The following is a 15094-nucleotide window of genomic DNA, read 5'->3' as shown; positions in this document are numbered from 1 at the left end:
TCGCCCGTCGGGGCGGCTCAGTACCAGTTGTTGGCCTGCGAGTGGCCCCAGGCCCCGCACGGGGAGCCGTAGCGGCCGGCGATGTAGTCCAGCCCCCAGGCGATCTGCGTGGCCGGGTTGGTCTGCCAGTCCGCACCGGCGGTGGCCATCTTGCTGCCGGGCAGCGACTGCGGGATGCCGTAGGCGCCGGACGAGGGGTTGGCGGCCGTGTGCGACCAGCCGGACTCCTTGGTCCACAGGCTCTCCAGGCACGTCCACTCGCCACCGGTCCAGCCGCGGGCCGCGGCCATCTGCTGGCCGATCTCGCGGTTGGAGCCCGAGTAGCTGCCGGTCGAGGCGGCGACGCCGGACGAGGAACCGGACGACGACCCGGACGAGGTTGCCGGCTCCGGCTCGGGCTCGGGCTCGGGCCGCTCCTTGGTGCCCTGCACGAGCACCTCGGTCACCGGCTCGGCGGTCACCAGGGAGGTGACCTTCTCGTCCGAGACCGTCTTGCCGTCGATCGTGGTGATCTCCCGGACGACGGTGCGCGAGCCGGGCTCGCCCTTCGTGCGGACCTTCGGGTCGAGGTCCTCGAAGCGCTGGGAGCTCTTCTTCGTCTTCGTCTCGAAGTCGATCTCCTTGACCTTCGTGACCTGCTCGACCTCGACGCGCTGCACGACGACGGCGACCTGCGGCACGTCCGTGCCCTCGGGCAGGTCGTCGGCCCGGACCCCCGCGTCGGCGGCGGTGGACAGCGTGACCGTGTCGTCCTCGTCGACCTCGACCTCGACGTCGGCGAGGACGGCGTCGAGCTCGTCGGAGCCGTCGGCGACGTCCACGGTCTCGTCGTGCACCACGGCGACCTGGTCGCCGTCGTGCACCTGCAGGGGGAGGTCGGCGCGGTCCTCGGAGCGGGACGCGACGAGCGCGACGTCCTCACCGCGCTGGGCCAGCAGGTTGAGCGCCTCGTGGGCGTCCGCCGCGGTGACCCAGGCGGTGCTCTCCCGGCCGTCGATCGCGACGTCGACCTCCTTGCCGGTCCGCACGACCACCTCGGCGTCGCTGGACAGCGGGCTGTCGGCCGCCGGGGCCACGAGGTCACGGTCGCCGACGGTGATGCCCTCGGCGGCCAGCAGGCCGTCGACGTCACCGGCGAAGGTCCCGACGGTGCGGGTCTCGCCGTCGACGTCGAGGGTGACGGTCTTGTGGGCCTGCGACACGGCGACGGCCGAGCCGACGCCGAGGACGAGGGTGCCGGCGGTGGCGCCGGCGATCAGCGCCCGACGTCGCCGGGAGCGGTGCGTGCGGACGGCGCGGGTCTCGGCGGTGGTGGGCCGAGGCTCGGTGTTCTCCGGTGCGGAGGTCATGGATCTCCTGGGGTGGTGTGGGGGGTCGGCTCTCGGGAAGGCGGCGTCTGCCGGGCAGGAACGCCTCGCGGTGCGCGAACGACAGCCGACCGTAACGGATTCGTGATCGGGGGCAAGAGGGCGTGGGTCACACCTGACGGCACCGGCACCACGTCTTCACAGCCCTTCACAGGGCTTCACGGGCGGGGCACACCGAAGGCCGCCGGGAACGCTCCCCGGCGGCCTTCCGTGGGTCAGAGCAGCCCGAGCTGGCTGGCGCAGTGGGGCCACTGGCCCCACCCGGAGCGCTGCTGGAGGATCTGCGCACGCTTCGTCTGCTCGGCGGCCGAGGCGTCCGAGGGGAGCCCGGAGCCGCCCACGGCCTGCCAGGTCGGCAGCGAGAACTGGTACAGCCCGTAGTAGCCGTTGCCGGTGTTGGTCGACGGGTTGCCGCCGGACTCGCACTGGGCGAGCTGCGCCCAGACGCCGGCCGGGGCGCTGCCACCGGACGAGCTGGTCGACCCGCTGGAGCCGGACGACGAGCTGCCGGACGACGAGCTGCCGGACGACGAGCTGCTGGACCCGGAGTCCGCGGGCTGCGGCTCGGGCTCCGGCTCCGGCCGCTCCTTGGTGCCGGTGACGACGATCTCGTCGACCGGCTTCGTGGTGACCTTGTTGGACACCTTCTCCCGCGACTCGACCTCACCGTCGACGCGCGTCACGCGCTTGACGATGGTCCGCTCGCCGTCCTTGCCCTCCCGGGAGACGGTCGAGCCCTGGTCGCGGTAGCGGTCGGGGTCCGTCCTGGTGACCGTGTCGTGGGCGATCTTCTTGGTCTGGGTGACCTTCTTGACGTCGACCACCTGCACGACGACGCGCACCGTCGGGTCACCGGCCTCGGCGGCCTCGATGCGGTCCACGTGGACGCGGTCGTCGGCGTCGATCTCGACCGACTCCGCCTCGAACAGCTCCGAGAGCGTCGTGGCGCCGTCGTCGACCACGGTCTCCTCGCCGCCCACGACGAGCGCGACGGGCTGCTCGGCGTCGAGCCGGATGGGCAGCGTGGCGCGGTCGGCGGACCGGGAGGGCAGGAGGCGGACCTGCTCGTCACGCGTGGCGAGCTCCGCCAGCGCCTCGTCGGCGTCGAGCGCGGCGACCCAGACGTCCTGCTCCTCGCCGTCGGCCTCGACGGTCAGCTCGCGGCCGTAGCGCACCTCGACGACGGCCCCGTCGCGGAGCTCGTCACCGGCGGCGGGCGTGACCTCGTCGTTGGCGCCCACGCGGACGCCCTCCTCGGCCAGGACGTCGTCCACGGTCCCGGCGTAGGTGGTGACCGCGACGAGCTCGCCGTCGACGTCGAGGGTGACGTCCTTGCGGAGCTGCTCGACGACGGCGACGCTCACGCCGCCGGCGACCACGAGGCTCAGCGCGACCACCATGGTGATCAGGGGCCAGCGGCGACGGCGCAGCGCCGTCGCGGCAGCGGCCGCCCCGGTGGTCGACTCGGGGGCGGTTGCGTCGGGCGGCGTGACGGAGTCGTCGGACCAAGCGTTCACGAGGTGTTCCAGACGTCGGCAGGTCCGGGCACGACGAGAGGTCACCGACTGGCGGTCGGGCCGGACGTCGATCCGGTGGCTCCGAAGACCGTAACCGCATCGTGATCTTCAACCAAGACCACTTGTGGTATGTATGCCCGGCTCCGACACGGTATGCCGGAAAATTGACCCGCCTCTCGCGACCGACGTCACACGGTTGACCGGGGCCACGGCGCCCGCCGCGCCCCGCGTGCGCTCAGTACCAGCCGACCGACATGGAGTGGTTCCAGGCGCTGCACGGGGTGCCGTACCGCCCCGCGATGTAGCCCAGCCCCCACGTGATCTGGGTCGCCGGGTTGGTGCGCCAGTCGGAGCCGGCCGTGGCCATCTTCGACCCCGGCAGGGACTGCGGGATGCCGTACGCCCCGCTCGAGGCGTTCTCGGCGTTCCAGCGCCAGTTGGACTCCTTGGTCCACAGCTTGTCGAGGCAGACGAACTGGTCGTCGCCCCAGCCGCGCTCGGCCGCCAGCGCCCGGCCCAGCGCCCTCGCCGAGCCCGGGTCGGCCTGCACCTGCGACACGTCCAGCGTGCCCACCACGACGACCTCGTCGACGGGCTCGACGGTGACCGACCGGTCGACGACCGTGCGCTCCACCTCCGCACCGTCGAGCGTGTGCACCTGGTACGTCGTCACCCGCTCGCCCGGGACGCCCCGCGTGCGCACCGTCTCGTGGCCCTTCGGCAGCTCGTCGGACTCGATGCGCTCCGTCTCGAACGGGATGACCTCCGTGACGATGTCGGAGGCCGTCTCGCCGCGGTTGACCACCACGACCATGCCGTCGACGGCGGCGGCACCCAACGGCACCGACGTCCGGTCCTCGTCGCCCAGGGAGATCTCGACCTCGGCGAGCACGTCGCGGACGGTCGCCTGCGTGGTCCGCAACGGCAGCACGGAGCCGTCGACCGACACGTAGACGGTCTTGCGGGTGGAGACCCGCACCGGGCCGCGGCCCAGCGGGTCGCTGCGGGACGCCGTCGTCACGGCCCCGTCGCCCCGCGGCCCGAGGGCGGCGAGGAGCTCGCCCACCGTGTGCGCCGTCGTCCGGAAGCTCGTGGTCTCGCCGTCGACCTCGAGCGTGACCTCCTTGCTCGTCCGCACCACGACCTCGCCGTCCCGCGGTGCGGGCGCGGAGGCCACCGGCTGCACGAGGTCGTCCGGACCGGGCCGGATGCCGTGGAACGCGAGCACCTCACCGACGGTGCTCCCGTAGCCGTCGAGGGTCTGCACGCGGCCGTCGACGTCGACGGTGATCGTGCTGTGCGCCGCGACCACACCCGTCGCGCCGAGCGCCACCGCGGCGACCACCAGGACCTGCAGGGCACCACGGGCGATCCCGGGCAAGGGGCCACGGCGACCGACGTACCGTTCCGAGGGACGACGCCGCCGGGTGCTGTCCAGCCGTCGTCCCGCCTCAGGTGTCGCCACGGTCACCAGACCGTAGTCGAACCGGGGCAGAAGCGACAGGGGTCACCACGACCCGTAGACCCGGCCGCTGTTGTCCGAGATCGCTCGGCACACCTCGTCGAGCGGTCGTTCGAGCACCTCCGCCATCGCGCGCACGGTGTGCGCGGCGACGTACGGCGCGTTCGGCTGCCCCCGGAACGGGTGCGGCGGCAGGTAGGGGGCGTCGGTCTCGACGAGGACGAGCTCGAGCGGCACCGTCCGCAACGCCTCGCGCAGGTGCGCGTTCTTCGGGTACGTCACCGGCCCGGCGAAGGACAGGTACCACCCGTGCTCCGCGGCGAGCTCCGCCATCTCCGCGTCGCCGCTGAAGCAGTGGAACACGGTCCGCTCGGGCGCGCCGTCGGCGAGGAGGACCTCGATCACCGGGGCGTGTGCGTCGCGGTCGTGGATCTGGAGGGCCAGGCCGAGCTCCTTGGCGAGGGCGATGTGGGCGCGGAACGACTCCCGCTGTGCCTGCTCGCCCTGCGGGCCGGTGCGGAACAGGTCCATGCCCGTCTCCCCCACCGCCCGCACGCGGGGGTTGTCGCGGGCGACCTGCGCGACCCGGGCGATCGCGTCGTCGAGCGGGACGTCGTGGTGGGCCTCGGGGTGCGGCTCGAGACCGTCCGGGCCCACCTCGCGGACGCCCGCGTGCAGCACCGCCTCGTTCGGGTGGATCGCGACCGCGCCCAGCAGCGCCGCGGCGTCGGTGCCTCGCAGGAGCGCGTCGGTCCACCCGACGGACGGTAGGTCGCTACCCACCTGCACCATCCGGTCGACGCCGACGGCGCCGGCCCGGCGGACGTGGTCGGCCACGGTCGGGGCCGGCTCGCCGCCGCCGCCGGCACGCTCGGGCAGGACGTCCGCGATCGCGTCCAGGTGCGTGTGGTTGTCGACGACGGGGACGGGCAGCGGTTCCGGGTCGCGCGGGAACCCGCGCTCACGCTTGCGGCCCACGCTCAGGCCTTCTCGCGCAGCCGCTCGAGCTCCTCCTCGACGATCGAGTCGTCGAGCTTGGTGAACACCGGCGACGGCTTCGCGATCGGCGTCCCCGGGGCCACGGGCCTCGACTCCCACGCGGGGAACCGGTAGCCGCCGTCGTGGTCGCCGGTGATGACCGGGTAGTGCCGCGAGTCGTCGTCGAGGTCGGTGACCTCCTCGATGCGCGGCTGCGGGGCGAACTGGCCCGTGCCGCCCAGCACCTCGTGCACCGACTGGGCCGAGTGCGGCAGGAACGGGGCGAGCAGCGTGTTGCAGTCGCTGACGGCCTGCGTCGTCGTGTGCAGCACGGTGGCGAGACGGTCCGGGTCGGTCTTGAGCTTCCACGGCTCCGTCTCGGAGACGTAGCGGTTGACGTCGCCGACGACGCGCATCGCCTCCGCGATCGCGGCCCGCTGCCGGTTGGCCGCGATGAGCGAGCCGATGTCGCCGAACGCCTTGCGCGTGGAGGCCAGGACGTCCCGGTCGGTGTCGGTCAGCTCGCCGGCGGCCGGGATCTCGCCGAAGTTCTTGTGCACCATGCTCGCCGTGCGGTTGACCAGGTTGCCCCAGCCGGCGACGAGCTCGTCGTTGGTGCGGCGCAGGAACCCGTCCCACGTGAAGTCCACGTCCTGGTTCTCCGGGCCTGCGGCGGCCACGTAGTAGCGGAACGCGTCGGGCTGGTAGCGCGCGAGCATGTCGCGCACGTAGATGACCACGCCGCGCGACGACGAGAACTTCTGACCCTCGACGTTGAGGAACTCGCTGGAGACGACCTCGGTGGGCAGCTGGAGCGAGCCGAACTGGCCCGGTGCGCCCCCGCGCGACCCGCCGCCGTCGTACGCCAGCAGCTCGGCCGGCCAGATCTGGGAGTGGAAGGTGATGTTGTCCTTGCCCATGAAGTAGTACGAGCGGGCGTCGGGGTCGGTCCACCACTCGCGCCACGCCTCGGGCGTGCCCTGGCGGCGGGACCACTCGATCGAGCTGGACAGGTAGCCGATGACGGCGTCGAACCACACGTAGAGCCGCTTGGCGGGGTTGTCCTCCCAGCCCTCCAGCGGCACGGGGATGCCCCAGTCGATGTCGCGCGTCATGGCGCGCGGACGGACGTCGTCGAGCAGGTTGCGGCTGAAGTTCAGCACGTTGGGCCGCCACCCGTTGCGGGTCTCGAGCCACGACGACAGCGCGTCGACGAGCGCCGGCAGGTCGAGGAAGAAGTGGTTCGACTCGACGAACTTCGGCGTCTCGCCGTTGATCCGGCTGCGCGGGTTCTTCAGGTCGATCGGGTCGAGCTGGTTGCCGCAGTTGTCGCACTGGTCGCCGCGCGCGCCGTCGTAGCCGCAGATCGGGCAGGTGCCCTCGATGAAGCGGTCCGGCAGCGTGCGGCCCGTGGACGGGGAGATGGCGCCCATGGTCGACTTCTCGACCATGTAGCCGTTCTTGTGCACCGTGCGGAACATCTCCTGCACGACGGCGTAGTGGTTGCGCGTCGTGGTGCGCGTGAACAGGTCGTAGGACAGGCCGAGGGACGTCAGGTCCTCGACGATGACGCGGTTGTAGCGGTCCGCGAGCTCCTGGGGGGTCACGCCCTCGGACTCGGCCTGGACGAGGATCGGCGTGCCGTGCTCGTCGGTGCCGGACACCATCAGGACGTCGTGACCCGCCATCCGCATGTGCCGGCTGAAGACGTCGGAGGGAACGCCGAAGCCGGCGACGTGGCCGATGTGCCGCGGGCCGTTGGCATAGGGCCATGCCACGGCCGAGAGGATGTGGGTCATGCCCCGAATCCTAATGGTCGACGCCGGAGGCCGGCCGGGGCGTCCAGGGTGCGGCCTGCCCTGATCCCGGCGGTGGTGGCACAGTGGGAAGCATGAGCACTCGCGCACTGATCGTCGTGGACGTCCAGCCGACCTTCTGCGAGGGCGGCGAGCTCGGTGTGGAGGGCGGCAACCAGGTCGCGGCCGACGTCGCCACGTACGCCGGCACGCACCGCGACCGGTACGGGCTCGTCGTCACCACCCAGGACTGGCACGTCGACCCGGGCGAGCACTTCAGCGACCGACCGGACTTCGTCACCTCGTGGCCGGTGCACGGCGTCGCGGGCTCGCCGAACGCCCGGCTCCACCCGGCGCTCGCCGACCTGGCCGCCGACGTCGCCGTGAAGAAGGGTCAGTACGACCACGGGTACTCCGGCTTCGACGGGGCCGACGACGAGGGGCGCCGGCTCGTCGACGTGCTGCACCAGGCCGGCGTCGACGCCGTGGACGTCGTGGGGCTCGCGGAGTCCCACTGCGTCAAGCACACGGCGCTGGACGCGGCGGGCCTCGGGTTCGCCACGCGCGTGCTCACCGACCTCACGGCACCGGTCTCGCCGGAGCTCGGCGAACAGGCCCGCACGGAGATGGCGGCCGCCGGGGTCGAGCTCGCCTCGTCCGGCGGCGACCCGCTCGCGCCGAGGTAGTGCTACCTCGGCCGAGGTAGCACTACCTCGGCGGGAGGGGTGCTACCTCGGCGGGCGGGCGGCGAGGGCGGCGGCGTAGAGGTCCCGCTTGGGGACGCCGGCCGCGGTCGCGACCTCGGCCACCACGGCCTTGAGCCGTTCGCCGGCGGCCACCCGGTCCATGACCTCGGGCACCAGGTCCTCCACGCGCGGGGCCTCGGCGGCCGGCGCCCCGCCGACGACGACGCAGATCTCGCCGCGCAGACCGGCACCGGTCTCGGCGCGCTCGCCCGCGAGCGCCGCGAGCTCGCCGAGGGTGCCGCGCAGCACCTCCTCGAACGTCTTCGTCAGCTCCCGGCAGACGGCGGCGGGCCGGTCGGCGCCGAGGGCGTCCGCCATCGCGGCCAGCGTCTCGACGACGCGGTGCGGCGCCTCGAAGAAGACCATGGTGCGCGGCTCGGCCGCGAGCGCGCCGAGGAACCGGCTCCGGTCCCCCGCCTTGCGGGGCACGAACCCGTCGAACGTGAAGCGGTCGGTCGGCAGCCCGGACAGCGCGAGCGCCGTGAGCACGGCCGAGGCCCCCGGCGCTGCCGTCACCGCCAGCCCGCGCTCGACGGCGCGCTCGACGAGCCGGAACCCCGGGTCGGAGACGGCCGGCATCCCGGCGTCCGTGACGACGACGACGGTCCCGCCGTCGTCGACCACGTCCAGCAGGTCGTCGGCCCGGTCGCGCTCGTTGTGCTCGTGGTACGACACGACGCGGCCACCGACCTTGATCCCGAGCCGGCCGGCCAGCCCGTGCAGGCGACGGGTGTCCTCCGCGGCCACGACGTCGGCCTCCTGCAGCAGACGCACCAGCCGGGGGGAGGCGTCCTCGACGTTGCCGATGGGGGTGGCGGCCAGCACGACGGACCCGGCCTCGGCGTCACGACTCATGTGGCCAACTGTCCCACGCCGACGTCATGACCCTCTAAAGTGGCCGAGGTGACCGCCCCCGATGCCGACGCTCCCGCCACCGGTGAGAACCCGGAGATCGACTCGCCGTCCGCGCCCCGCCAGTACCCTTCCCGGCGCGACATCCACGGCCACCGCACGGACACCCGCGGCATCCCCCTCGTGACGGGCGCGATCCGAGCCGTCACGGGCGCCGTGCCGAGCGTCGGGCGGAACGGCGCACAGCGGGCACAGACCACGACAGCGACCGGGGCGACGACCGGGACGCCGACCGGGGCGACGACCGCGACACGGACCGCCGAGGACGGCGGCACCCCCACGGCGGGTGGGAGCGCTGCCGGTGCGGTCGGCCCGGCCGGGCCGGCGCCGTCGGGCACGGACGACCCGTCCGAGGACGGCACCACGACCCCGCCGGACGGCCCCGTCGTCACGGAGCAGACGCTGCTGGTGCGGCTGCTGGGCGAGCGCCGGCTGGCGCTGGGCGCCACGTGGCAGGCCCGTGCGTGGGGGTGGATCGGCGCCGTGCTCGTGACGCTGGTCGCGGCCGCCACCCGGCTGTGGGAGCTCGGCAGGCCCGGCACGCTCGTGTTCGACGAGACCTACTACGTCAAGGACGCCTACACCCTCGGCAAGGAGGGCGCCGAGAGGCAGTGGCCCGACGACCCCAACCCGGCGTTCGAGGCGGGCGACGTCGACACCTACCTCGACCAGGCCGCGTACGTCGTCCATCCGCCGGTGGGCAAGTGGATGATCTGGCTCGGCATGGAGGCCGGGGGCGGACCGACCGACCCGTTCGCGTGGCGCCTGGCGAGCGCCGTCGTCGGCATCCTCGCCGTGCTGCTGCTGGCCCGGATCGCGCGCCGGCTGTTCTCCAGCACCGTGATGGGGCTCGCGGCCGGGTTCCTGCTGGCGATCGACGGCCAGGCGATCGTGCACTCGCGCACCGCGCTGCTGGACCAGTTCCTCATGTTCTGGGTGCTGGTGGCCTTCGGTTGCCTGCTCCTCGACCGGGAGCAGGCCCGACGGCGGCTGGCCGCCCGGGTGGCGGCGATCTCCTCGGCGGGCGGCCCGGTCGCCGGGTGGCCGCCGGCCTGGCTGGGCGTGCGGTGGTGGCGGCTGGCAGCGGGTGTCTCGCTCGGCCTGGCCTGCGGGGTCAAGTGGTCCGGGCTGTGGTTCGTCGCGGTGTTCGGACTGCTGACCGTGCTGTGGGACATGACCGCACGGCACCGCGCGGGCCTGCGCGGCGGGGCCGCAAAGTCGCTGCTCCTCGACGCCCCCTACGCCTTCGTCCAGATCGTGCCGGTCGCCCTGGTCACGTACGTGGCCTCGTGGTGGAGGTGGTTCGCCAGCGTCGGCTCGCCCACGCCCGCCTACGACCGCACCTGGGCCGCGGACAACCCGGGCCAGACGGCCTCGTGGGTGCCGGACTGGTGGGCGAGCTTCTGGCACTACCACCAGCAGGTGTTCGGCTTCCACACGGGTCTCGACTCGGAGCACGCCTACGCGGCGCACCCGCTGGGCTGGATCGTGCAGTGGCGGCCCACGTCGTTCTTCTGGGAGCGCTCCGCCGCCGGCGAGAACGGCTGCCCGCCCGACGGCGGCGCGTGCGCCGTCGCCGTGACGGCGCTCGGCAACCCCCTGCTGTGGTTCCTCGCGGCGATCGCGATCGTCGTGACGATCGTGCTCGGCATCTGGCTGCGGGACTGGCGCGCGATCGCCGTCCTGTCCGGCACGGTCGCGGGCTGGCTGCCCTGGTTCCTGTACACGGAGCGGACCATCTTCGCGTTCTACTCGATCGTGTTCACGCCCTGGGTGATCCTCACCCTGCTGTACCCGATGGTGGTGGCCCTGGAGCGCACCGGGCGCCGGGCCGGACGCGGCGGCACCGTCGCCGTGATCGCCGGCGTGCTGCTGGCGATCACGGCGGTGTCGGTGGCGTTCTACCCGTTCTGGTCGGCAATGCAGGTGCCGTACGACTACTGGCGCGAGATCATCCGCTTCCAGAACTGGATCTGAGGGCTACCAGGCCACCTGCGGCGTCGGGTGGTACGCCCACCCGGCCGAACGCCACGCCGGCGCCTGCGCCGCCGTCCGCCTCGTGAACCCGTCGAAGTCCTTGGCGTCCCCGGCGGTCCAGGCCACCTCGGCCACGGCACCGAGCCGCGGGAGCAGCATGGAGAACAGCTCGTCGCGGGTGGTCAGCGTCTCGGTCCACACCGCGGCGGAGACACCCTCCACGGCCTCGGCGGGCAGACCGGCGATCACCTCCGTGGGCTCCCACTCGTAGGAGTCCCGCAGCTCCACGAAGCCCGCCCACTGCAGGCCCAGCGGGTGCTCGGCGGTGTACTTCATGTCGAGGTAGGCGTGGTCGCCGGGCGACATGATGAACCGGGCGCCGGCCTGCGCCGCCGCCACGAAGCGGTCGAGGTCCTCGCCCTTCGGCTCCCAGTACTGCAGCAGCGTGCCGGGCTCCACGGGGCCGCGCGCGCCCTCCTGCCAGAAGATCGGCGTCTTGCCGTGCTCGCGCACGATGCGCTGCGCCAGGTCCACGAACCGCGCGAACTCGTCGCGCTCCATGGTGAGCACCTCGTCGCCGCCCACGTGCACCCACGCGCCGTCGGTCATGCGCGCGAGGTCGCCGACGACGTCGCGCACGAACGGCTCGGTGGCGGGGTTGTCGAACCAGAGCCGCGAGAAGCCGACCTCGATGCCGTCGTAGGCGTCGGTGGCGACGCCGTCGCTGGTCAGCCCGCCGTAGACGTGCGTGGCGGCGTTCACGTGCCCGGGCATGTCGAACTCCGGCACGATCGTCACGTGACGCGCCGCGGCGTACGCCTGCAGGTCCCGGTAGTCCCCGACGGTCAGGTAGCCGGCCGAGCCGCCGCCCACCTGGTTGTCGGACGCCTTCTCCAGCTCGGGGCGTGACGGGATCTCGATGCGCCAGCCCTGGTCGTCCGTGAGGTGCAGGTGCAGCACGCGGAACTTGAACGCGGCCACGAGGTCGATCACGGCGCGGATGTCGTCGGGACCGAACCAGTGGCGCACGACGTCGAAGCTCAGCCCGCGCCAGCGGAAGCGGGGAGCGTCGTGGACGACGACGGCGGGGACGGTCGGGTGCGTCCCGGCCGGGGCGCCGTCGGCGGCGCGCACCACGAGCTGGCGCAGGCTGCGCGCGGCGTGCAGCAGGCCCACCGGCTCGGCGGCGGTGGCGCTGATCGCGCCGCCCCCCACCTGCAGCGTGTAGCGCTCGGGGCTGTCCGAGCCCTCCGGACCGGCCGCCGCGTCGAGGCGCAGCGTGAACGGCACGGCGTCCGTCTCGGCGACGGGGACGCCCGCGGCCGCGAACTGTTCGGCGACGAGCTCGGCCAGCGCCGCGTCGGGCGCGTCGATGCGCACGGCCGCCAGCTCGAGGGCGGGTGCGGCGGGCTGCGTGACCTCGGTGGGCCACGGGATGAGGGGAAGCATGCGGGTTCTCCTGGTCAGGGCCCGGCGACGAACAGCGGCGCCGGGTCCGTGGGGACGAGGTCGGCCGCCTGGTCGGGAAGGTAGGTCGGTCCCGCCCAGCCGGTGTGCACCCCGTCGGGGACGTCGTCGGACACGCGGTTCCACACCCATTCGCCCGTGGTCGGCCCGCCGGTACGGTCCGCGGCGAGGACGATCTCGACCGCGTCCGTGGCGGCGGCCACGTCGGCGAGGCGTTCACGGCCGACCACGGACTCGGGTCGCGTCTGGTGCACGACCACCGTCGTCGGGGGTAGACCGTGATTAGTAACCACCCCTTCAATATAGGTGATGACGGCCTCGACCTCGTCCACCGACACCTGCTGCGGCGGCAGCACGCCGTCGGAGACCCGGTCCTCCGGGTGCAGCGCCACCCCGACCCCCGGGCGTGCGAGCAGCTCCTCCAGCGGCTTCACCTCGTCCAGCAGCGCCGAGTCGCCCGCGGCGACGTCGAGCACCACGTACTGGCCCGCCTCCCGCGCCGCGGCGACCAAGGGTGCGAGCTCGGCGACGCGTTCCTCCGCAGGACGCCCCTGCGCCGCACCGGCCTGCACGACGACGGTCGGCACCACCGGTCCGTCGCCCAGCCCCGCGTACGCCTCGGCCGCGACGGCGGCCCGTGCCGTCACGTCGTCCGGCTCCTCCCACGCCTCGGCCTCCGTGGTCACGTAGCGCGCCGGGAGCAGCTGCTGCGTCCCCGTGGGCAGCAGGTCTCCCCGCTCGGCCGCCTCGACCCGCCACGCGAAGTCGGCGGCGTCCCCGAACGTCGGACCCACACCCACCACGGCGAGCGCCTGCGCCAGATCGATCTCCGCGATCGACTCCGGCGAGGCCGCGATGTCGCCCCCGGGCACCTCGTGGTCGACGGCCCCGGCGGCGCGCAAGGTAGCGATCGCCGCCTCCTGGCCGGGCTGCGGGTCCGTCAGCGCCAGCACCTCCCGCAGCCGCACCTCGGCCGGGTCCTGCGGCGCGGGCGACGACGGGTCGCTCGCGAGCACAGCGTCCACGTCGTCCTGCAGGCTCGCCGCCTCGGCCGCGCTCAGCGCCCCCGGCTCCTCGTCGCCGGTGTCCGGCAGTGCGCTGACCCGCAGGTGCACGACGTCGGCACCCGCCGTCGCGGCGGCCTGCTCGGCCCCGCTCAACGCGTCGGGCACCGCGGCGCCGTCGTCGGACCACGAATCGCTCTCCGCGTCGTCTCCATCGACGCGCTCTCCGGCGCCTCCCGCACCCTCCGCCATGCCCGCGCCGGGCGACTCCGGGCTCACGACCACGGCGACCTGCACCCCCAGCCGGTCCAGCTCGTCGGCCACGCCGTGGGCGGAGACCGCACCGCCGACCACCAGGGCGGGAGCACCGAGCGTCTCGGCGGCCGAGGCCTGCGCCGCCCGCACCGCTGCGCCACCGTCGGAGGCACCGTCGGAGGCACCGTCGGAGGCGCCGTCGTCGGACGCCTCGCCGCCCTTCGGCGCACCGCCGTCCGGTGTGCCGCCGTCGGCGACGACCGCCACCGGGGAGCGGTCGTAGATCTGCTGACTGGTGGTCAGCGCGAGCTCGGCGGGGTCCTCGGCGCCGAGCAGCAGGGTGTGGGCCGGCGGCGGGGAGACCACCGTCTGCACGGCCGGGCCGTCAGCAGGGTCGGGAGATGGGTCGTCGGGGCCGCAGCCCGCGACGAACGCGGCCACGCAGACAACAGGAAGGACGAATCGGGCGTTCCGTACACGCACGGGCTCCATCCTCGCGCATTCCGGGCGGAAGGTCGATGCCCCGCTCCGCCTCCCCGTCAACCGACCCGGCGCAGCGGGAGCACGGCGTCGCCGACTGGCGCCGGGCCGGGCGGCTGCTCGTCGGGCACCGGGCGGCGGGAGGGCTCCGGGACCGGTGCCGCTCCCGGAGACCGGGCGAGCCGGGACTCGGCCTCGCGGACGAGCTCCTCCGCGACGGCGGCGCCCGTCACCGACCAGACGACCGACGAGCGCAGCTCCGGCCACACCAGGACGTCGACGGCGCCAGTCGGCTCGGCCAGGTTGGCGAGCACGTGGCGGCGCAGGTGGTCGGCGGACGCGGCGGCCTGGATGTCGTCCATCGGCGGCAGCGTCGCGAGCACGGCGAACCGGTCGCCGTCGACCCGCCCGGCCTCGCAACCGCGCGGCAGCCCGCCGACGAGGCGGCTCGCGAGCTCGACGAGCACCGTGTCGCCCGTCGTGTAGCCGTGGCGGGCGTTGAGCGTGGACATGCCGTGCACGTCCAGCAGCACCAGCACGACCCGGGTCCGGGAGCCCTGCACCAGCTCGCAACGGCGCGCCAACGAGTGCCAGGTGGCGGCCCGCGTGGGCAACCGGGTCTGCGGGTCGTGCGTGGACCGCTCGGCCAGCGCGGCGACGAGCGCGCGCATCAGGTCGGCCGTCCCGGCGCTGAGCCACCGGTCGGCGGCCACCAGCACGTCGTCGTAGCGGTGGGCGTCCGTGCGTTCCATCGCGCGCGTCGCCACGGAGGACACCGGGTCCTGCGGGTGCACCACCATCGGCGACCAGTCGGTGACCGCGGACGTCGGCTTGCGCTCGAGGACGGCGCGCCCGTAGCCGAGCCGCCCCGTCAGCGCGGCCGTGAGCCCGGACCGCATGACGATCCCCGCCCGGCCGGACTCGTCGTCGGAGACCACGACGCAGCTCACGTCAGGGTTGCGGAACATCACCTCGAGCTGCCCCACGGGCATCGTCGAGCCGACGACGTCGACGGGGCGCGCCAGGTCGGACGCGACGCCCGCGAGTCGGGAGCCTCCACGGACCTGCCGGTGCCGGGCCACCTCGGTGATCTCGTCATGCACGGGGCCACCTTGGCGCACCCGGTGCCCGAC

General features: G+C 73.7%; 11 protein-coding genes. 2 read left to right on the top strand and 9 right to left on the bottom strand.

Going from position 1 to position 15094, the window contains the following annotated elements; all coding sequences use genetic code 11:
- Positions 1–17 precede the first annotated feature (17 nt).
- From BCL65_RS09820 to metG, 5 genes are all read right to left on the bottom strand, one after another.
- Positions 18–1349, bottom strand: coding sequence for a ubiquitin-like domain-containing protein (locus BCL65_RS09820; RefSeq protein ID WP_106267534.1), 1332 nt, complete (start codon positions 1347–1349; stop codon positions 18–20).
- 233 nt (positions 1350–1582) lie between these two features.
- Positions 1583–2884, bottom strand: a complete 1302-nt coding sequence (locus tag BCL65_RS09815; RefSeq protein WP_279340818.1) for a resuscitation-promoting factor — start codon at positions 2882–2884, stop codon at positions 1583–1585.
- 235 nt (positions 2885–3119) lie between these two features.
- Complete coding sequence (locus BCL65_RS09810; RefSeq protein ID WP_243400997.1) at positions 3120–4349, bottom strand: ubiquitin-like domain-containing protein; 1230 nt, start codon at positions 4347–4349, stop codon at positions 3120–3122.
- Between the two features lie 42 nt (positions 4350–4391).
- Complete coding sequence (locus BCL65_RS09805; protein ID WP_106267533.1) at positions 4392–5324, bottom strand: TatD family hydrolase; 933 nt, start codon at positions 5322–5324, stop codon at positions 4392–4394.
- Between the two features lie 2 nt (positions 5325–5326).
- A complete protein-coding gene (metG, locus tag BCL65_RS09800; protein WP_106267531.1) occupies positions 5327–7123 on the bottom strand; it encodes a methionine--tRNA ligase in 1797 nt (598 codons plus the stop codon).
- Positions 7124–7215: 92 nt separating this feature from the next.
- On the opposite strand from metG, the gene BCL65_RS09795 reads away from it, so the two are divergent.
- A complete protein-coding gene (locus BCL65_RS09795) occupies positions 7216–7806 on the top strand; it encodes an isochorismatase family protein (RefSeq protein WP_106267529.1) in 591 nt (196 codons plus the stop codon).
- Between the two features lie 42 nt (positions 7807–7848).
- Here the strand turns inward: BCL65_RS09795 and rsmI are convergent, their stop codons facing one another.
- Entirely contained in the window at positions 7849–8721 is an 873-nt protein-coding gene (gene rsmI / locus BCL65_RS09790) for a 16S rRNA (cytidine(1402)-2'-O)-methyltransferase (RefSeq protein ID WP_106267527.1), read from the bottom strand.
- A gap of 48 nt (positions 8722–8769) precedes the next feature.
- On the opposite strand from rsmI, the gene BCL65_RS09785 reads away from it, so the two are divergent.
- Positions 8770–10755 (top strand): dolichyl-phosphate-mannose--protein mannosyltransferase, encoded by a 1986-nt coding sequence (locus tag BCL65_RS09785; protein WP_243400998.1) that lies wholly within the window; start codon positions 8770–8772, stop codon positions 10753–10755.
- A 3-nt stretch (positions 10756–10758) separates the two neighbouring features.
- Here BCL65_RS09785 and BCL65_RS09780 read toward each other — a convergent pair whose 3' ends face one another.
- The 3 genes from BCL65_RS09780 to BCL65_RS09770 form a co-directional block, all read right to left on the bottom strand.
- A complete protein-coding gene (locus tag BCL65_RS09780; protein ID WP_106267525.1) occupies positions 10759–12204 on the bottom strand; it encodes a family 20 glycosylhydrolase in 1446 nt (481 codons plus the stop codon).
- Positions 12205–12218: 14 nt separating this feature from the next.
- Positions 12219–13922, bottom strand: a complete 1704-nt coding sequence (locus BCL65_RS09775; protein ID WP_125206530.1) for a hypothetical protein — start codon at positions 13920–13922, stop codon at positions 12219–12221.
- 98 nt (positions 13923–14020) lie between these two features.
- Positions 14021–15064, bottom strand: coding sequence for a diguanylate cyclase domain-containing protein (locus BCL65_RS09770; RefSeq protein WP_106267522.1), 1044 nt, complete (start codon positions 15062–15064; stop codon positions 14021–14023).
- Positions 15065–15094 lie beyond the last annotated feature (30 nt).

This window comes from Isoptericola halotolerans (genome assembly GCF_003003075.1).
Taxonomy (GTDB): Bacteria; Actinomycetota; Actinomycetes; order Actinomycetales; family Cellulomonadaceae; genus Isoptericola; species Isoptericola halotolerans_A.
The sequence above is the reverse complement of the archived record's forward strand: the minus strand, read 5'-3'. Positions and strand labels throughout refer to the sequence as shown.